Here is a 21,052-nt window from a genome sequence, read left to right on the forward strand (position 1 = left end):
TTACGTATCCTTTCTGTTAGCCTTCCAATGGGAAGTTTGTGGTTTGGGTACTTTTACAACGGTATTGTTTTTAACAAACAAATGCAATCCAATCAATGCTGCCACCCTACGTTCTTCTGAGCGTAAATCTCGTACCTTATCTGCAGAATAATAGTTTTTAACGAATTGTGTATCAAAATTTCCTGAAATAAAAGCAGGGTGCTCACATACAAATTTTCCAAAGGAAAGTGTAGAAGACACACCCCGTATTTTATAGTCGTCAATTGCCTGTAACATACGTTGAATAGCTTCTTCTCTAGTTGCCCCGTACGCAATCAATTTAGATAACATAGGATCGTAATAAATGGGAATTGCCATGCCTTCTTCAAAGCCATCATCTAAACGTATTCCTTTTCCTTCTGGTCTTATATAGGTTTCCAAGGTTCCAATACTGGGTAAAAAGTTATCCAAAGGATCTTCTGCGTAAACCCTGACTTCTATAGCGTGACCCTGAATGGACAAATCGGCCTGAGCAAACCCTAGTTTTTCATTTCTAGCCACCTTAATTTGTTGTTCCACCAGATCAATCCCCGTAATAAGTTCCGTTACCGGATGTTCTACCTGCAAACGCGTGTTCATTTCTAAAAAGTAAAATTCCTTATTTGCGTCTAATAAAAACTCCACAGTACCAACTCCTACATAATCACAAGCCTTAGCAACTTTTATTGCGGCCTCACCCATAGCCTTCCTAATGGTTGGGGTTAACACTACAGACGGTGCTTCTTCTACTACTTTCTGATGCCGTCGTTGTATGCTACATTCGCGCTCAAACAAATGCACCACATTCCCGTGATTATCTGCTAAAACCTGTATTTCTATATGTCGGGGGGAGGTAACATACTTTTCAATAAACACTGAACCATCTCCAAATGCGGCTGTAGCCTCACTAATAGCGCGTTTCATTTGCTCTGGCAACTCTTCCCTATTTTCTACAACACGCATTCCTTTTCCACCACCACCAGCAGCGGCCTTAATTAGAATGGGAAAACCAATTTTCTTCGCAATTTTAACTGCTAAAGTTACATCTGTTATGGCTTCGTCAATTCCAGGAACCATAGGAATATTGTAATCTCTAACAGCTTCTTTGGCCGCCAGTTTATTTCCCATAATTTCTATGGCGTGTGGTTTGGGTCCAATAAAAGTAATTCCTGATTCTGCAACCTTTTTGGCAAATACTGCATTTTCACTTAAAAACCCATACCCCGGGTGAATTCCATCGGCCTGCGTTTGTTTAGCTGCCGTTAGAATTTTATCCATCATCAAATACGATTCGGATGAGGGTGCTTTTCCTAACAATACGGCTTCATCTGCGAACTTAACATGCGGGGCATCTCTATCAACATCAGAGTAAACTGCCACCGTTTTTATGCCCATTTTTTTAGCCGTACGCATTATTCTTAATGCAATTTCTCCTCGGTTTGCAATTAAAATTTTCTTCATAACTTACGCTATCTCAATTAACAATTGCCCTTTTTCTACGGCATCATCTTTCCGTATTTCGATCGCCTTTACAATACCGTCACTTGGTGCCGTAATAATATTTTCCATTTTCATAGCAGACAGCACTACCATTTGATCTCCTTCTTTAATACCCTGTCCAACTGTGACCAAAACCTCTAAAATAAGCCCTGGCATGGGGGCCTTGACATCTTTTTGTTGTTGGGTGTTTACTTTTAAAAGTCCCATTTGATTAACCATTTGGTCATACTCATCAGCTATGCTAATGGGGTATGTATTTCCATTAACCTCTAGTATAAGTTTTTTTGTTAAATGACCGATTTCCAATAATTTTATACGGTACGACTTGTGGTTTTGAAGAACATGAAACTCATCTTGCGTATATTGAAAAATATCCAATTCAGCTAATTCTGATGTGGTTATTTTTATTTCTTCTTTATGTACTGTAACCTTGTATGTTTTCATTCGGCTTGGGGTGTGAATTTAATTAGCAAGACCTCGAAAATTTAATTATTCGGGATATTCAATTCTCAAGTGATAAATATTAGTAAGCTTAAGCTTTAACACTTTTTTTATCTCTACAATTTCTTTAAAAGTAATGTTGGCGTTTGAAAATTGATTTGCGCGCATTTGCCCGTCGATAATTTTATCTACAAACTCATCTATCATTAAAAAAGTAGGATTTTTTAAACTTTTTGAAGCTGCCTCAACAGAATCGGCCATCATTAAAATGGCTGTTTCTTTTGAAAAAGGGATAGGGCCTGGATATTTAAAATCCTCTTCATTAACCGCATCATCCTGTTGCAAAGCTTTTTTATAAAAATAGTATACTTTAGATGTACCGTGATGCACTCTTATAAAATCGATCACTCGATCTGGTAGATTATTCTTTTTTGCAATTTCTATACCATCTAAAACGTGGTTGATGATAATTCTTGCACTATCCAAGGGCTCATGATCATTATGCGGATTCACATTTGTTACTTGATTTTCAGTAAAATAAGTAGGATTATTCATTTTACCTATATCATGATACAAGGCCCCTACCCTAACCAACATAGCATTGGCACCTATTTCTTGCGCCGCTGCTTCAGCTAAATTCGCAACTTGTAAAGAATGATGAAACGTTCCAGGTGCTTTGTTAGAGAGCTCCTTAAGTAACTTGGAGTTTGTATCTGATAATTCCAACAATGAAACGTCAGAAACCAAACCAAAGACCTTTTCATAGATATAAATTAAAGGCTGTACAAACAACGTTATCATTCCATTTAGTAAAAATACACCAAAGGTTATTCCATGCATGTTGTTTAAGTTTCCTTCATGTATAATGTGAAATGCAAAATATCCTACTATATAGATCAAGGTAATTTGCCCTACAGAAATAAATAAGTTGGCTCTTTTATATAATTCAGATACTGTCAAAATGGTTACAATACCGGCCATGATTTGTAGAAAAATATACTCAAAACTATTGGGCACTACAAACCCTAAAATTAGCAAGGTTAACACATGGACAAAAAGACCCAAACGCGCATCAAAAAAAGTTTTCAAAATTAAAGGTAAAATACACAAGGGTACCACAAATACATAGGCCTCATTGTATTTAATAACCATAGTGGTTACAAATACCATAAATAAGATATTGAAGAAAATGAAGGTTACCTTGGTATTGTTATTGTAGACGGACTTTCTGTATTTATTTAAAAACAATAAGAGCATCAATAAAACCAAGGCTACCAATATTGTATATCCAGCAATAATGACATAATAATTACTATCGGCCCATAGTTCAGATTCATATTCTTCCTTGAGAGAGTTCAGTATTTTATAATTTTCTGCTTCAACAACCTCCCCTTTAACAATAATTAATTTCCCCTCGTCTACCGTTCCTCTTGTCATTGAAATTTTAGAGAGTTCTTCTTCTAAAGCCTTTTGAGAAAAGTTTTTATTATAAAACACATTGGGTTTTACAATATCAAAAAACAATTCATTATACTGTGAACTGTATCTAGATAACTGCTTTTGCTCTATAATCTCTAAGATCCTCTTTTCTACATTTTGCAAACTATTGACATCACTAAAACTCAGTTGAATTGCCTCATTATTTTTTAACAATAATAGTTTACTCTTTTTAGAAGCCACATTGGTTTTCTTAAGAATACCATTTTTATAAATAGCATCTAAAATTTGTTTCCCGGCAGACTCTAAGTATTTTTCTTGATTAGAATTCAATTCTGATGCCTTAAATACCCTTGAAAAATTGGTCGTATAACTTTCTTCTACCGCTGCAACAACACTATCGTCATACGTGTAATAATCTAGTTGGGCATTTTGAATTGCATTTTTCTCTATTTCTATTTCATTGGCATCTTTCTTAATAGAAAAATCGAATGGTGCATATAGATTTTCGTATTGCCAAGGTTTCCCCTTTTGAAATTCATATTTAAACTTACCTCCTTTTGGAAAGAAAAATACAATGAGGAATATTGTGGCTACGTAGAGAAAGCCCTTGTAAATTAACGATTGATTTTTATAAATTTTTTCCAAGATAATTTTTTAGTTAAAAGTAACTTAATCAAAAATAGAAAATTATAGCCTTAAAAAAGGGTTTTGGCAAAAGAACCCTAACATATCTGCTTTAATTTATTAATTTTGCATTGTTTAAAATTTAGAATCTTATGAAAGATGTTGTTATAGTTTCCATGGCAAGAACTCCAATTGGGAGTTTTTTAGGAGTATTATCTAGTGTAAGTGCACCCAAACTTGGTGCAATAGCCATTAAAGGTGCCTTAGATAAAATTAAACTAGAACCATCTCAGGTTCAAGAAGTATTAATGGGCAATGTTATACAAGCTGGCGTAGGTCAGGCTCCGGCCAGACAAGCAGCAATATTTGCGGGAATTCCAAATACAGTGCCTTGTACTACAATTAATAAAGTCTGTGCTTCGGGTATGAAAACGATTATGCAAGCAGCCCAATCCATAGCGCTAGGCGACAATGATATTGTTGTGGCCGGAGGTATGGAAAATATGAGTATGGCGCCACATTATGTACATATAAGAAATGGTCAAAAATTTGGTCCAACTTCATTAATAGACGGGTTACAAAAAGATGGTTTAGTAGATGCCTATGACCAGAACGCTATGGGTGTTTGTGCCGATGCCTGTGCAACAACATATCAGTTTAGCAGGGAAGATCAAGATAATTACGCAATACAGTCTTACAAAAGGTCTGCTACAGCTTGGGAGCAAGGAAAATTTGTGAATGAGGTCGTTCCCGTTGAAGTTCCACAACGCAGAGGAGAACCTGTCATTATATCTGAAGACGAAGAATTTAAAAATGTTAAATTAGAAAAAATACCCGGCTTACGCCCTGCTTTTTCAAAAGATGGTACCGTTACGGCTGCTAATGCATCTACCATTAATGACGGGGCTGCTGCGCTAGTATTAATGAGTGCTGATAAGGCAAAAGAGTTAAATTTAAAACCCTTGGCTAAAATTATAAGTTATGCCGATGCTGCTCATGAGCCAGAATGGTTCACTACAGCTCCGTCCAAAGCCTTACCAAAGGCCCTAGGAAAAGCTGGTATCTCTATTGATGATGTTGATTTCTTTGAGTTTAATGAAGCTTTTGCTGTAGTTGGCTTAGCCAATATGAAAATATTAGGACTTACCGATAAAAATGTGAACGTAAATGGCGGTGCTGTTTCCTTAGGACATCCCCTTGGCTGTTCAGGTGCTAGAATCGTAATTACATTACTAAGTGTTTTAGAGCAAAATAATGGTAAAATTGGTGCTGCAGCTATTTGTAATGGCGGTGGAGGAGCATCTGCAATTGTTTTAGAAAAAGCATAATATTAAGCACAAAGTTCACCTATGCAATACGGTATTTGCAATCTTAGCATTGTTCCATTAAGGCAAAACCCAGACGATACATCAGAAATGGTTACTCAATTATTATACGGAGACCATTTTAAAGTGTTGGAGCAGCGAAAATTCTGGAGTAAAATACGGATTGCTTTTGATACTATAGAAGGTTGGGTAGACAATAAGCAATTTACTATAATTTCTGAAGCCGATTATTTTCAGACAGAAAACGTATCGGAAACAAGACTTAGCTCAGATTTAGTTTCATTTATATCCCCAAGCAACAACAGCCTAATGCCTATTGTTGCGGGATCATCTATTCAAAATACAGGAGTTTTAAATCATATTTTTGATGGCCATCAAATTCAAGGGGTTCAAGCGAAAGAGAAATTAATTCACACGGCTTTGTTGTACTTAAATAGTCCCTTTTTACAAGGAGGAAAATCACCCTTTGGCATTGATGCCCCTGGCCTAACACAAATGGTTTACAAAACAAATGGATACCAGCTATTACGAACTGCTCAAGATCAATCTAAGCAGGGAGAAGCATTAAGTTTTATTGAAGAAAGTGAAGCGGGTGATTTGGCTTTTTTTGATGACTCTAATGGGATCATAGATCACGTTGGTATTATTATGCAAGACAATTATATTATTCACGCATTTGGAAACGTTCGTATTGATCGTATTGACCATACCGGTATTTTTAATACGGAATTAAAGAACTACACCCATAAACTTAGAGTGATAAAAAAAATCATCTAAGATTTTACTACAATTTATGTATAAAAAAAGCCTTCATTTCTGAAGGCTTTTAGTTTAATGGTTAAAAATTTTACTCTTCTAATATCTTTTTTAATCGTGTAAAATTTTCAGTATCCCCCAAGGCTCCATAAATGTTTTTTAACTGTGTTAACAAACCTTGATTGTCTGTGTTTTCTTTTAATGCATTTTCTAATATCAAAGCAGCATCTCTAAACAGATCGTCTTTTTTATTCTTTAACTCATCATACTTAGCTATATCTGCTCTTGAATTCCCTAAGTCGTTCATAGCGTCTATTAAACCATTTCCTTCATTTACATAAGTAGTTGAAAGGTTTAGTTGGGCGTTTATATAGCCTGGATTTAATTCAATTGCTCTTAAATATGCCGTTCTTGCTTCTTCTATTTTGCCTTGTTCCATATTGATAACACCAATATTATAAAACAAATCTGGGTTATCTGGATCTACAGTTGTAGCTCTGGACATCAATTCAACAAACTTATCTTTATTTCCTAATTTATAGTAAAGGTTTGCTTCGTTTAATATTAAATTTACATCATTTGGATTGTTTTCCCTTGCTTCCTTATAGGCGTCTAAAGCTTTATCATCCTCACCCAATTGCGTGTATATAAGTGCAATATTTTTTACAATTTCAGCTTTTTTAGAAGGTACTTTCTCCTCTTTTGGATCTTTATACTGCTTCGATTTTATCATTAATTCTCTTTGCGTTTTATCCATTTCCTCAGTTTCACCTGTTGTAACGTTTACCGCAGTATACTTAATCTCACTACCATCGTAGTTTAAATCTTTAAGCTCATTATAATACTTTAGCGCTTTCTCCATATTTTTAGCATTTACAGCACTATTAGCTGCATAATACAAATACACTGTATCTTTTTTACTTAAAGAATATGCCAAATATAATTTATCAGCTCCTTCTTCAAACTTTCCATCATTGTTATCCTTAATTGCAGAATTCACAATATCTCCAGACATTGTAGACATGGCTTGTTCAGCTGTTACAGAATATTTATTTTTTCCAATTTCATCTTCAAAAGCAATTAAGTCATTAAACGCAGTTATTGATTCTTCAAAGGCTCCTGCTTCTCCTGATTTTGCTAATTTAGAATAGGTATTTCCTCGAATAAAATAATACAAGGCTTTGGTTTTATCATCTGCATCACCCAATAGTGCTGCTGCCTTTTCTAATTGTATTTTGGCTTCCGCAGCGTTATCTGCATTTAATGCTTTATCTGCTGCCTTTACTTCGGATTTTTGGGCGTATGTCATTGTTGAAAATGACACAACTGCCGCTACTATTAAAATTTTAGTTTTCATTTCAAATTCTATTAATAAGTTAGTGTACATATTTATTCTTCTGTTTCGTTGGTATCATTATCAAGAGCCGTGCCATCCTCAGCAGTAACATCTAGATCCAGGATTTCTTCATCTATAACAGCGTCTTCGTCTTTCATTACTTTTGCAACGGCTGCAATAGAATCATTTCCTTTAATATTAATTAATTTAACACCCTGTGTTGCTCTACCCATTACGCGTAAATCTTCAACACCCATACGAATGGCAATTCCGGATTTATTTATAATCATAAGATCATCGGTGTCTGATACATTTTTAATGGCAACTAGTCCTCCCGTTTTTTCTGTAATAGAAATCGTTTTCACCCCTTTACCACCTCTATTGGTGACTCTGTAGTCCTCTAGGCTAGAGCGTTTTCCGTACCCATTCTCTGAAACAACTAGGATATCTTGCTCAAAATCATGAATAGATACCATCCCGACTACTTCGTCCTTTTCATTGGCCAAAGTAATCCCTCTAACCCCTGAAGCATTTCTACCCATAGGTCTGGTTTTACTTTCTTCAAAACGAATTGCTTTTCCTGATTTTAACCCTAGGAATATCTCACTTGTTCCAGTTGTTAATTTTGCTTCAAGAAGCTCATCATCTTCTCTAACTCCAATGGCATTAATACCATTTAGACGCGGTCTAGAATATTGTTCAAGAGAAGTCTTTTTAACCGTCCCTTTTTTAGTAGCCATAATTACATAATGACTATTCACATACTCTTCATCCTTTAAATCTTGCGTACAAATAAATGCCTTTACAGCATCGTCTTGTTCTATATTAATAAGGTTTTGAATAGCTCTTCCTTTGGATGTTTTACTCCCTTCTGGAATTTCATAAACACGCATCCAGAAACATTTTCCTTTCTGCGTAAAGAACAACATATATTGGTGGTTTGTTCCCACAAATAAATGTTCTAAGAAGTCCTCCGTTCTTGTTGAAGATGCTTTTTGTCCAACCCCGCCTCTGTTCTGAGTTTTATACTCACTTAAAGCTGTTCTTTTAATATACCCTGCATGAGAAATAGTAATCACTACTTGCTCATCAGGAATCATATCCTCAATGCTTAAATCGCCACCCGCAAAATTAATTTCAGAACGCCTATCATCTCCGTACTTTTCCTTAACCTCTTGAAGCTCATCCTTAATAATTTGCATTCTTCGTGGTTCATTGGCAAGAATATCCTTTAAATCTGCAATGGTTTCAATTACTTCATTGTACTCTGCTCTTAACTTGTCTTGTTCCAGACCTGTTAATTGACGCAAACGCATTTCTACAATTGCCTTGGCTTGTATCTCTGAAAGTTTAAACCTTTCTATTAAATTTTCTCGTGCTTCATCAGCATTAGAAGACCCTCTTATAATTGCAATTACTTCATCAATATTATCTGATGCAATAATTAATCCTTCCAAGATATGGGCTCTATCTTCCGCCTTTTTAAGGTCAAATTCTGTTCTACGAATAACAACCTCATGCCTGTGCTCCACAAAATAGTGAATCATTTCTTTTACATTCAGGAGCTGAGGCCTCCCTTTAACAAGCGCAATATTATTAACACTAAAAGAAGTTTGTAGTGATGTATATTTATAAAGGGTATTTAAAACGATATTTGGTATAGCATCTCGTTTTAAGATATAAACAATCCGCATACCATTTCTATCAGATTCATCTCTGATGGTAGCAATACCTTCAATTTTCTTATCATTAACAAGATCGGCCGTTTTCTTAATCATATCGGCCTTATTCACTTGATACGGAATCTCAGTAACAATGATGCATTCTCTACCTTGAACCTCTTCAAAGGTTGCTTTTGCACGCATCATTACTCTACCTCTACCCGTCTTAAAAGCTTCACGAACTCCATCATATCCATATATAATACCCCCAGTTGGAAAATCGGGTGCTTTAATATGTGTAATAAGCTCATCTATCTCAATATCATTATTCTCTATATAAGCAATAGTACCGTCTACGACTTCAGATAAATTATGAGGAGGCATATTTGTTGCCATACCAACAGCGATCCCAGATGCACCATTGACCAATAAGTTTGGAATTCGCGCTGGTAAAACTGTGGGTTCTTTTAAAGAATCATCAAAATTAAGCTGGTGATCTACGGTATCTTTTTCAATATCTGCCAACATGTCATCTGCAATCTTTCGCATACGTGCTTCCGTATAACGCATTGCTGCAGGGCTATCACCATCAATTGAACCAAAGTTACCTTGTCCGTCTACAAGCATATATCGTAAACTCCAATCTTGAGCCATACGCACCATAGAATCATAAACAGAAGTATCCCCATGCGGGTGATACTTACCTAAAACCTCACCCACAATACGGGCAGATTTCTTATGTGCGCTATTGGAACGAACACCCAATTCATGCATACCATACAAAACCCTTCTGTGTACTGGCTTTAAACCGTCTCGTACATCTGGTAAGGCACGTGACACAATAACCGACATTGAGTAATCAATGTAGGCAGATTTCATTTCGTCTTCTATGTTTATTGGAATAATTTTTTCCCCTTCTGCCATATTAAAATCTTATAAACTAATTTGATTAAAAATTGACGCCAATATACATAAAATCATTAGGAGAAAAGCACAATTTAAGCACTTTAATACATTTTTTATTAACACTCTTTATATTTTAAAATAGTTGGGAATTAAATTAAAATTTTGCAATTAAAATATGCGTTTTCCGACAAATACTACAACTTTAACGAATATAGGTATGGTATTTGCCTTAAATAAAGATAGATTTATTACTTTTATAACGGACTAAGGAATAATTTATGGATGACAATTTTTCACCAAGAGTAAAAGATGTAATTGCGTATAGCAAAGAAGAAGCTTTAAGGCTTGGGCACGATTTTATTGGTACCGAGCATTTAATGCTAGGCCTTCTACGTGATGGCAATGGAAAAGCTATTAATATACTAGATGCATTGGAGGTAGATTTGGATCATTTACGTCGCAAAGTAGAAATACTAAGCCCCGCAAATCCCAGTTCCGATAATTTGCAAAAAGATAAAAAGAACCTACACTTAACGAGACAAGCGGAGCGTGCCTTAAAAACCACCTTTTTAGAAGCAAAGCTTTTTCAAAGCACTTCTATTAACACCGCTCATCTATTACTGTGTATATTAAGAAACGAAAATGATCCTACAACAAAGCTACTTCACAAACTTAAAGTAGACTATGATAGCGTAAAAGATGAGTTTAAATCTATTATCACTAAAGATGAAGATTATATAGACACCCCTAGAGCTGAGTCTTTTTCTAATGATGCGGATAGCGAAAATGACGAAAAAGAAAATTTCGGATCTACATCAGGACAAAAAACAAATAAAAAATCTAAAACTCCTGTGCTAGACAACTTTGGACGCGATTTAACGCAAATGGCGGAAGAAGACAAATTAGACCCGGTTGTTGGAAGAGAAAAAGAAATAGAAAGAGTCTCACAGATTCTTAGTAGAAGAAAGAAAAACAACCCCTTACTTATAGGAGAACCTGGTGTTGGTAAAAGTGCAATTGCAGAAGGTTTAGCTTTGCGCATTATAAACAAAAAGGTATCCCGAATTTTGTTCAACAAAAGAGTTGTTACCTTAGATTTAGCATCTTTGGTGGCCGGTACAAAATACCGTGGCCAATTTGAGGAACGAATGAAAGCGGTAATGAATGAACTTGAAAAAAATGATGATATTATTTTATTCATTGATGAGATTCACACTATTGTTGGAGCCGGTGGAGCAACAGGAAGCTTAGATGCTTCTAACATGTTTAAACCTGCCTTGGCACGTGGTGAAATACAATGTATAGGAGCTACAACCCTAGATGAATACAGACAGTATATTGAAAAAGATGGTGCTTTAGAACGTCGTTTTCAAAAAGTAATCGTAGAGCCTACCACAGTAGATGAAACTATAGAAATCCTTAAAAACATCAAAGGGAAATACGAAGATCACCATAATGTTATCTATACCGATGAGTCTATCATTGCTTGTGTTAAGCTAACAAATAGATACATGACCGATCGTTTTCTTCCAGACAAGGCAATAGACGCTTTGGATGAAGCAGGCTCCAGAGTGCATATCGTTAATATGGATGTACCCAAGCAAATCTTGGAACTAGAAAAGCAATTAGAAGATGTTCGTGAATTAAAAAATACAGTTGTAAAAAAACAACGTTACGAAGAGGCTGCAAAACTTCGTGATGATGAAAAGAAAATTGAAAAGGATCTTGCCATTGCGCAAGAAAAATGGGAAGAAGATAGCAAGCTACATCGAGAAACGGTTACGGAAGATAATGTGGCAGACGTTGTTTCTATGATGAGTGGTATTCCTGTAAATAGAATTGCACAGACCGAAATAAACAAACTGGCAGAATTACCCAATCTAATAAAAAGCAATGTCATTGGTCAGGATGATGCTGTTGCCAAAGTAGCCAAAGCAATTCAACGAAATAGAGCTGGTCTAAAAGACCCTAACAAACCTATTGGATCGTTTATCTTTTTAGGACAAACGGGTGTTGGTAAAACGCAGTTAGCAAAGGTTTTAGCGAAGGAATTATTTGATTCTGAAGATGCACTTATTCGGATTGATATGAGTGAGTATATGGAAAAATTCGCCATTTCTCGTTTGGTAGGAGCTCCTCCAGGATATGTAGGGTATGAAGAAGGCGGACAGCTGACAGAAAAGGTAAGAAGAAAACCGTATTCTGTTGTACTGCTTGATGAAGTAGAAAAAGCACATCCAGACGTATTTAATATGATGCTTCAAGTGTTAGATGATGGTTTCTTGACGGATAGTTTGGGGCGTAAAATCGATTTTAGAAATACCATTATAATCATGACTTCCAATATTGGAGCGCGACAATTGAAAGATTTTGGTCAAGGGGTAGGATTTGGAACATCAGCTAAGAAAGCACAAGCAGATACGCATCAAAAAAGCGTCATTGAAAATGCACTAAAAAAGGCATTTGCTCCAGAATTTTTAAATAGGATCGATGATGTAATCGTATTTAATCCTTTAGAAAGAGAAGATATCCATAATATTATTGATATTGAATTAAACAAACTTTACCTTAGAATTAAAGAGATAGGTTACCACCTAACACTTTCTGACAAAGCTAAAGACTATATAGCAGATAAAGGTTTTGACAAACAATACGGCGCAAGACCATTAAAAAGAGCTATTCAAAAATACATTGAAGATGCTTTAGCCGAAGAAATTGTAAATTCTAAACTCGTAGAAGGAGATAGTATTTTTATGGATTTAAATGAAGCCAAAGAAGAGCTTACTATAAAAATAAAAAAGGAGAACAAAACTTCTGAAGCCTAAATAAAAGTGCTACAACGAAAGCACGTTAAAAGGAGTCCATTTAAATGGACTCCTTTTTTATTGAACCTCAATTTAAAAACTCAAAAAATGAATTTTTTAAGCTTCTTGAAACTATAAAAGGATATTTAAGCGCTTTATCTATTTTTTTTCGGTATCGCTCTACATCCTCCTACTTTAGCCAAGAACACTATTACGCAGAAATATGAAGATTGGGCAAAACAAGAAACCAATAATTGTTAAAGAGTACCAGCTAGAGTCTGGAAAAATATTTGTCTATGATAATTATATGGTGTCCTCATTTGATGAAGGCACTACTGTTACCTTAGAAAAGGCATTTCAAATTATCGGTATTTCTGAAATTCATTTTAGGGATAAGGATTTTGGCTACATTAGCCTGCGCAAAAATTCATACGCCATAGATCCAAACATCTACAACTACATAAGAGGTTTTGAAAATCTTAAAGCTTTCGCTATTGTTTCAATTAAGGAAATAGACATGCACAACTTTAAAATTGAAAAAATGTTCTACAAAAAACCTATGAAGTTCTTTATAGATTACAGCAATGCGCTTATATGGGTAAAAAGAAGAATAGCTTCCGCTGCAAAAAAATAAGACAATTATTCTTTACCTTCTGTATCCTGTTGTCCTTGTAGGTCCTCTGTACGTCTAAAAAGCTCCAAAAAAGCAGCCCCAATTGTTTCTACAATTGAAGTTGCTGATAGGGACTGATAGCCTAAACTTTCTACTGCCAAGTCTGCTGCACTTCCGTGCAAATAAACGCCAAATACGGATGCCACGACTGGCGAATACCCTTGAGCAATTAAGCCGGTGATAACCCCCGTTAAAACATCTCCGCTGCCTGCAGTTGCCATTCCAGGATTTCCTGATGTATTTACATACCCCTTGCCCTTATACAAGGTAATAGTATGTGCGCCTTTAATGACAAGCACACAACTATATTTCTTAGAGAATTTTTTTGCCTTTTCTAATTTATCAAAATCATTTGCCCATGAACCCAACAAACGTTCTAATTCTTTTGGGTGTGGCGTCAATACAGTATCCTTGGGGAGTAGCTTTAACAAGGCCTTATTTTTAGATAAAATATTTAAGGCGTCAGCATCTAAAACCAAGGGTTTTTTATTTGTACCTAAAAAGGCAGCAAAAGCGTTCTGTGTTGCTTCACTGGTTCCCAAACCAGGACCAATACCAATAACGGTAGCTTCTACAGTGAAATTGAAACCGGAAATATTTAATTCTGAAACATCTGTTTGCACCATAACTTCAGGAAGGGCAGTCTGAAAAGGAATATAACCCGAAGTAGGCACATAGGCCGAAACCAACCCACTTCCCGAAAGCAAAGCACCTTTAGCTGCCAATAGGGCCGCTCCAATTTTCCCATAGCTTCCGCCAATAATCAAGGCATGACCATAATGGCCTTTATGTGCAAATTTTTCCCTAGGAATATACCATTGCAACACTTCATTTTTACTTATTAAATCAAAATCTGTTTCCGTAACAGTTAAATATTCTGCATCTATACCTATATCAATGATTTCCCAATTACTGCCATAGACACCCGTTTCTGGCAAAAAGAAAGCCAATTTAGGTGTCTGAAATGTTAAAATATGATTTGCATGTATGACGGCATCTGGGTCTTCTACGCCCTTATCTAAAAATAAACCTGAAGGAACATCGACAGACAATACAAATGCCCCACTTTTATTAATATGTGCCATTAACTGAGTCACCCAAGCAACTGGAGCTCTATTTAATCCTATTCCAAAAATTGCATCCACAACAATGTCTTCTTTACTAATTTTTGGAATTTCACTTTCTTTGGCGAGAAAAACAGGCCATATTTTTCTGTCTTTTAACCGTTTTAAATTGGTTAAAAAATCAGCCGTTCTTTTATCGCTATAATCCACAATATATACAACGATATTATAGCCGTGTTCCTGTAAATGTCTTGCAACCGCCAGGCCATCACCCCCATTGTTCCCAATACCACAAAACAAATGTATTTTAGGTTGCGCTCCTTGCAATCTTACATTTAACCAATTAAAAATCTGAATAGCAACACGTTCCATTAGTTCATCACTAGTGATCTGTTGTTTTTTAATTGTGAATTTGTCAGCTTCATATATTTGGGCACCAGTAAAAATCTTCATTCACTAAAAATATTTGTTAATTACTATTGATTTCACAAAAATCATAGAAATTATTTGATTAAAAAAACAAAAGTACTACATTTGATTCGTTAGTAAGCATTGCTTAAATATACATTTTGGACAAAAAATCAACTTTTTTCAATACAATTACTTGTGTTCTTACAAACACAACAGCTACCCCCTTGGGGTGATCTTCTACATACATGTCCATATTGTTGTATTGATTTTCAATACCATTTATTACCTAATAATTTATTCTCAATGAAAGTATTAAAGTTCGGCGGAACTTCGGTTGCCAATGCCAAAAATATAAGATTAGTTAAAAATATTGTAGCCCATTCAAACACCAAAACAGTGGTTGTTGTATCAGCCTTTGGGGGTGTTACAGATTTGTTATTAGAAGCAGCAAGTTTAGCGTCTACCCAACAAGAAACATACAAAGAAGTTGTAAAAAAAATAGAGCACAGGCATATTGAAACTATTAAAGATTTAATTCCAATAACCAATCAAAGTAAAATTTTAAGTAAGGTTAAAAGTGAATTAAATGTTTTGGAAACCCTTCTAGAAGGCGCTTTTTTCATAGGTGAAATAACACCGAAACTATCCGATAAAATTGTTAGTTATGGCGAACTTTTATCTTCCTATATCATTAGCGAATTTTTTATTTCCGAAAAATTAGACGCCCACTACAAGGATAGTAGGGAACTTTTAATTACGAATACTACCTATGGTAAGGCAAGTATTCTAAATTTTGAAGATACAAATACCTTAATCCACCACTATTTCACCACAAACCCAAATTTGATCACTGTATTAGGAGGGTTTATAGCTGCTTCCAGTACGGGCGACTCTACGACTTTAGGACGTGGCGGCTCAGATTATACCGCTGCCATTATCGCAGCTGCCGTAAACGCAGAAGGTTTAGAAATATGGACAGATGTTAGCGGTATGTATACGGCCAACCCTAAGATTGTAAAACAAGCCCAAGCTATTCCAAACATATCTTATGAAGAAGCTATGGAGCTTTCACATTTTGGAGCTAAAGTATTATACCCTCCAACAATACAACCTGTGCTGGCCAAAGGAATACCAATTCAAATTAAAAACACCTTTGACCCAGAATCCGTGGGTACTTTAATTACCAAGAGCATAGAAAAAAATGGCAAAACTGTACGCGGTATAAGTCATATCGAAAACGTTAGTTTACTTTCATTGGAAGGACCAGGTATGGTTGGTATTCCAGGAATATCAAAACGTTTTTTCGAAGTCCTTTCCCTGGCTCAAATTAGCATTGTGTTGATCACTCAGGCATCGTCAGAACATTCTATTTGTATTGGTATAGCAGACCTAGATTCTACAGCTGCACAAGAAGCTATCAACAATGAGTTTCAGTATGAAATTTCTTTAGGAAGAATTAAGCCAATATTAGTAGAGAACAATCTTGCCATTATTGCCTTGGTTGGCGATCATATGAAAAACCACCAAGGATTAAGTGGTAAAATGTTTAGTAACCTAGGTAAAAACAATGTAAACATACGGGTTATTGCTCAAGGGTCTTCTGAGCGAAATATTTCGGCTGTCATCGCTAATAGCGATGTAAAAAAGGCATTAAACTCTTTACATGAAGCTTTTTTTGAAGAGAACATTAAACAATTAAACCTGTTTATAATGGGGGTTGGTAATGTAGGATCCCGACTTTTACATCAAATTAAGCAACAAAAGAAATACCTGAAAGAAAATTTAAAACTTAACCTAAGGGTTATTGGGATATCAAATTCCAGAACTATGTTTTTTGATGAAGAAGGAATTTCGTTAAAACATTGGGAAGAAGCATTGGCAAAGGGAGAAAAAGCAGATACAGAAGCCTTTTTCAAGGCTATAAAAAAGCTGAACTACAGAAATAGTATTTTTATAGACAATACCGCTAGTGATGTCATTTCTAAAACCTACACCAAGTATCTTAGCAATAGTATTTCTGTTGTCACTTGCAATAAAATTGCCTGTTCATCTGAATACGAAAACTATAAAAATCTAAAGTATCTAGCACAAAAATACAACGCGCCATTTTTATTTGAAACGAACGTTGGTGCTGGGTTGCCAATTATTGATACTTTAAAGCACTTAATTGCTTCTGGGGATAAAATTTTAAAAATACAAGCTGTGCTGTCTGGGAGTTTAAATTTTGTATTTAATAATTTCAACAATACTACAACTTTTAATAATATTGTAAAACAGGCACAAGAAGAAGGCTACACAGAACCAGATCCTAAAATAGATTTAAGTGGAATTGATGTGGCTCGAAAAATATTAATTTTAGCTAGAGAAAGTGGTTATCAAATTGATATTAATGAAATTGAAAACAAATCATTTTTACCCGAGGAAAGTCTAAACACAAACAATAACGAAGATTTTTTCGCTTCTCTTATTAAGTATGAGGCCGATTTTCAAGAAATGTATGCAGAAGCCCATCAAAAAGATTGCAAGCTAAAATATGTGGCTCAGTTTGAAAATGGAAAAGCAAGTGTAGGTCTACAACATATCCCCAAAGGACACGATTTTTATAATTTAGAAGGAAGTGATAACATTGTCTTGTTTTTTACGGAACGGTATCCCAATCAGCCAATGATTATAAAAGGAGCAGGTGCAGGTGCAGATGTAACAGCTTCTGGCATATTTGCAGATATTATAAGAATTGGAAATTTTTAATATTATGGATAAGGAAATACGTGTGTTTTGCCCAGCTACAATTGCTAATATCTCATGTGGATTTGATGTCCTTGGCGTAGCCTTAGATAATGTTGGGGATGAAATGGTGGTTCGTAAAACACGAAAAAAAGGAATTACTATAACCAAACTAGAAGGGCAAGATTTACCCTTAGAAACTCATAAAAATGTTGCTGGCGTTGCAGGCTTAGCATTATTATCTGCCTCAGACTACGATGGGGGTTTTGAAATTGAAATCTATAAAAAAATAAAAGCTGGAAGTGGTATAGGAAGTAGTGCTGCAAGTTCAGCAGGAGCCGTTTGGGCAATGAATAAATTATTAGGAGAACCTTTCTCTAATTTAGATTTGGTGAAATTTGCAATGAAGGGAGAGGAACTGGCCAGTGGAGTACCACATGCAGACAATGTAGCTCCTGCTATTTACGGTGGCTTTACTTTGGTACGCAGTTACGACCCCTTAGATATCATAAAAATTAACACCCCAAGCGAATTATACGCTACGGTTATACACCCCCAAATAGAAGTAAAAACATCCGATTCTAGAAAAATACTAAAAACAACAATTTCTTTAGCAGATGGTATTAAACAGTGGGGTAATGTTGGCGGTTTAATCGCCGGACTGTATACGGAGGATTACAATTTAATTGGTAGATCATTAACAGACCATATTGTAGAACCAATACGCTCTATTCTTATTCCCGCCTTTGACACTGTTAAATCTGCCTCCATACAGGCAGGTGCTCTTGGCTGTGGAATATCGGGTTCTGGACCCTCCATATTTGCGTTGTGTAAAGGAAAATCCAGTGCAATTAAGGTGGCAGAAGCGATGCAAAAAGTATACACCAAAGTGGGAATCACCTATGATATCCATGTCTCAAGTATAAATTTAGAAGGAGTGAAAAAAATGAACCCCTAACTACAACTACTACTTAAATTAAACTTAAGATTATAATTCTAGTTTCTTTTTCGAAAACCATTTCAATCTAAAAAACATATTAAGTTTTGCCATTTGTACGGTTGTTAGTATCTTACCATACTAAAGAAATCCAAATACACATATTATGTTGGAAGACAATAAAGAAGAACTACAAAACAATGTAGGGGGTGAAGAAATTTCAGAAACTACTGAAGATAAGACGACTTCAGAGAAAACTACTGAAATTAAAAGTGATCAACTTGAGACTCAAAATCCTGAAGATGAAAAAGAAATTATAGATGAAATTGAGGAAACCAATGCTGAAGATGCAGAGGATCAAGACAATCAACAAAGACATGAAATTCCGTTATTAGATTACCATGCTATGAGTATGGAAAATTTAGTAGGAGAACTACAGCGTTTGGTTAAAAATGAAAAGGTACAAGCCATTAAAAAACATATTGATGGTATTAAATATGAATTTGATTTAAAGTTTCAAGAGTTTCTTGAACACAAAAAAGAAGAATTTATAGCAAATGGTGGCAATGAAATTGATTTTAGGTACAACTCGGTTACAAAACGCCAATTTAACGAAGTATACTCTGATTACCGAGAAAAGAAAGACCAGTATTACAAAACCTTAGAACGCAATTTAAAGGATAATCTAGCCAAAAGATTACAAATAATTGAAGATTTAAAAGGGTTGGTGAATGTAGAAGAAGACATTAACACCACTTATAAAAATTTTAAAGATCTCCAGGAAAATTGGAGAAATGCCGGTCCAATTCCAAGAACAGAATACAATAACGTGTGGCGCACCTACCACCATCATATTGAAATATTTTATGATTTCTTACACTTAAATAGAGAGTTAAGGGATTTAGATTTTAAGCATAATTTAGAAGAAAAACTAAAGTTAATAGTCCGTGCTGACGCCTTAACACACGAACCAGATTTAGGAAAAGCCTTTAGAGAACTTCAGACCCTACATAAAATATGGAAAGAAGATATTGGTCCCGTAGAAAAGGAGCATAGAGAGCTTATTTGGGAACAATTTAGCAATGCTACCAAAGTTTTACACCAACGAAGACAAGATTACTATAAAGATTTAGATAAGGTCTACGAAGAAAATCTGGTGCAAAAGAATACAATTATTGCTAAAATAATTGAAATTGCAGCTAATACATCTAGCAATCACAAGGAATTACAAAGTCAGATTAAAGAGATAGAAGCCTTACGAGAGGCTTTCTTTACAGCTGGCAAAGTTCCACAAAAATCAAATGAAAAAACTTGGGCTATTTTTAAGGAAGCCGTAAAAACCTTTAATAAGTCTAAAAATGCTTTTTATAAAAATCTCAAGAAAGAGCAACAAGACAATTTGGATAAAAAAAGAGCTTTATTAGAAATTGCCACAGTAACAAAAGATAGTGAAGATTGGGATGTTGCTACAAGCGAATTTAAACGTATTCAAGGAGAATGGAAAAAAATAGGCCATGTTCCTAGAAAATATTCCGATAAGATTTGGAATGAATTTAAAAGTGCTTGTAATCATTATTTTGATCGTCTTCATGCTTTAAAGAATAAATCGAGCAGTGAGGAAATTGAAAATTTAGAGCACAAAACTGCCTGTTTGGAGAAATTAAAAGCGTTTACCTTAACGGGGGATAGAGCTAACGATTTAGCGAGTTTAAAAGAATTCATTAGTGAATGGAAATCGTATGGACACGTCCCTTTCAAAAAGAAGAACATTAATAATAAATTCAACACCATTCTTGACGCCATATTTAAAAAATTAGATGTCAATAAACAAGAATCTGAACTTTTAAAATATGGAAATAAGATTCAACAATTATCTTCTACAGATAACGATAACGCTATTTACAAAGAACGCCTTTTTATTCGACGCAAAATAGATGAGAGTAAAAGTGAAATTCGTCAATTAGAGAACAATTTGCAATTCTTTTCCAATGCCTCTGAAGACAATCCTCTTGTAAAGGATGTTGTTAAAAACATCAACAATCATAAAGATGCTTTAAATACTTGGAAAGCCAAGCTGATAAAGTTGAACATTTTGGAAAATACTCGAAACAAAGAGGATGAGGATAATAATAGTGAGGAGGAATAAACCCCGGCTCTATTACATAACAAAATTTTAATTAAAAAGAGGAGCTAACCTATTTGTTAGCTCCTCTTTTTATGTTTTACAGTAGACCTAACTTCTATCGCTTGGATCCTGTTAGGCAATTTGATATTTATTACTCTTATTTCATTAAAAATAGGGCATAAAAAAAGCCCTTATCGTTAGATAAGGGCTTAAAAAAAAGGCAGCGGCCTACTCTCCCACAAAAATGCAGTACCATCGGCGCAGATGGGCTTAACTTCCCTGTTCGGAATGGAAAGGGGTGAGCCCC

General features: G+C 35.2%; 13 protein-coding genes and 1 rRNA gene. 7 read left to right on the top strand and 7 right to left on the bottom strand.

What is annotated here, in order from left to right; translation table 11 throughout:
- The 3 genes from accC to MWU65_RS16320 are packed head-to-tail and all read right to left on the bottom strand — an operon-like array spanning nt 1 to nt 4,044.
- Entirely contained in the window at nt 1-1,479 is a 1,479-nt protein-coding gene (accC, locus tag MWU65_RS16310; RefSeq protein ID WP_247079690.1) for an acetyl-CoA carboxylase biotin carboxylase subunit, read from the bottom strand.
- A gap of 3 nt (nt 1,480-1,482) precedes the next feature.
- Nucleotides 1,483-1,962, bottom strand: coding sequence for a biotin/lipoyl-containing protein (locus MWU65_RS16315; RefSeq protein ID WP_247079692.1), 480 nt, complete (start codon nt 1,960-1,962; stop codon nt 1,483-1,485).
- A gap of 45 nt (nt 1,963-2,007) precedes the next feature.
- A complete protein-coding gene (locus MWU65_RS16320) occupies nt 2,008-4,044 on the bottom strand; it encodes an HDIG domain-containing metalloprotein (protein WP_247079694.1) in 2,037 nt (678 codons plus the stop codon).
- 131 nt (nt 4,045-4,175) lie between these two features.
- On the opposite strand from MWU65_RS16320, the gene MWU65_RS16325 reads away from it, so the two are divergent.
- Nucleotides 4,176-5,351 carry an acetyl-CoA C-acyltransferase gene (locus MWU65_RS16325; protein ID WP_247079696.1) on the top strand — a complete coding sequence of 392 codons (1,176 nt, stop codon included), beginning with the start codon at nt 4,176-4,178 and terminating at the stop codon, nt 5,349-5,351.
- A 21-nt stretch (nt 5,352-5,372) separates the two neighbouring features.
- Nucleotides 5,373-6,125, top strand: a complete 753-nt coding sequence (locus MWU65_RS16330; protein WP_247079698.1) for an NlpC/P60 family protein — start codon at nt 5,373-5,375, stop codon at nt 6,123-6,125.
- A gap of 70 nt (nt 6,126-6,195) precedes the next feature.
- On the opposite strand, the gene MWU65_RS16335 is transcribed toward MWU65_RS16330, so the two are convergent.
- Together MWU65_RS16335 and gyrA are read right to left on the bottom strand one after the other, a co-directional pair.
- Nucleotides 6,196-7,461: a tetratricopeptide repeat protein gene (locus MWU65_RS16335; RefSeq protein WP_247079700.1), complete on the bottom strand. Its 1,266-nt coding sequence runs from the start codon at nt 7,459-7,461 to the stop codon at nt 6,196-6,198.
- 32 nt (nt 7,462-7,493) lie between these two features.
- Complete coding sequence (gyrA, locus tag MWU65_RS16340) at nt 7,494-10,025, bottom strand: DNA gyrase subunit A (RefSeq protein WP_247079702.1); 2,532 nt, start codon at nt 10,023-10,025, stop codon at nt 7,494-7,496.
- Between the two features lie 260 nt (nt 10,026-10,285).
- Here gyrA and MWU65_RS16345 point away from each other — a divergent pair, with 260 nt between their 5' ends.
- Both MWU65_RS16345 and MWU65_RS16350 read left to right on the top strand, forming a co-directional pair.
- On the top strand, nt 10,286-12,832 hold the full coding sequence (locus MWU65_RS16345) for an ATP-dependent Clp protease ATP-binding subunit (RefSeq protein WP_247079704.1): 2,547 nt from the start codon (nt 10,286-10,288) through the stop codon (nt 12,830-12,832).
- Between the two features lie 202 nt (nt 12,833-13,034).
- Nucleotides 13,035-13,445, top strand: coding sequence for an STAS/SEC14 domain-containing protein (locus MWU65_RS16350; RefSeq protein WP_247079706.1), 411 nt, complete (start codon nt 13,035-13,037; stop codon nt 13,443-13,445).
- 5 nt (nt 13,446-13,450) lie between these two features.
- On the opposite strand, the gene MWU65_RS16355 is transcribed toward MWU65_RS16350, so the two are convergent.
- Nucleotides 13,451-15,001, bottom strand: a complete 1,551-nt coding sequence (locus MWU65_RS16355) for an NAD(P)H-hydrate dehydratase (protein WP_247079707.1) — start codon at nt 14,999-15,001, stop codon at nt 13,451-13,453.
- A gap of 261 nt (nt 15,002-15,262) precedes the next feature.
- Here MWU65_RS16355 and thrA point away from each other — a divergent pair, with 261 nt between their 5' ends.
- The 3 genes from thrA to MWU65_RS16370 all read left to right on the top strand — a co-directional run bounded on the left by thrA (nt 15,263) and on the right by MWU65_RS16370 (nt 20,766).
- Nucleotides 15,263-17,707 (top strand): bifunctional aspartate kinase/homoserine dehydrogenase I, encoded by a 2,445-nt coding sequence (gene thrA, locus MWU65_RS16360; protein ID WP_247079708.1) that lies wholly within the window; start codon nt 15,263-15,265, stop codon nt 17,705-17,707.
- Nucleotides 17,708-17,711: 4 nt separating this feature from the next.
- Entirely contained in the window at nt 17,712-18,641 is a 930-nt protein-coding gene (locus tag MWU65_RS16365) for a homoserine kinase (RefSeq protein WP_247079709.1), read from the top strand.
- A 145-nt stretch (nt 18,642-18,786) separates the two neighbouring features.
- Nucleotides 18,787-20,766 (top strand): DUF349 domain-containing protein, encoded by a 1,980-nt coding sequence (locus tag MWU65_RS16370; RefSeq protein ID WP_247079710.1) that lies wholly within the window; start codon nt 18,787-18,789, stop codon nt 20,764-20,766.
- Between the two features lie 194 nt (nt 20,767-20,960).
- Here MWU65_RS16370 and rrf read toward each other — a convergent pair.
- Nucleotides 20,961-21,052, bottom strand: a 5S ribosomal RNA gene (gene rrf, locus MWU65_RS16375); the annotation flags it as partial.

Origin of the sequence: Cellulophaga sp. F20128 (assembly GCF_023015805.1) — a bacterium.
GTDB lineage: Bacteria > Bacteroidota > Bacteroidia > Flavobacteriales > Flavobacteriaceae > Cellulophaga.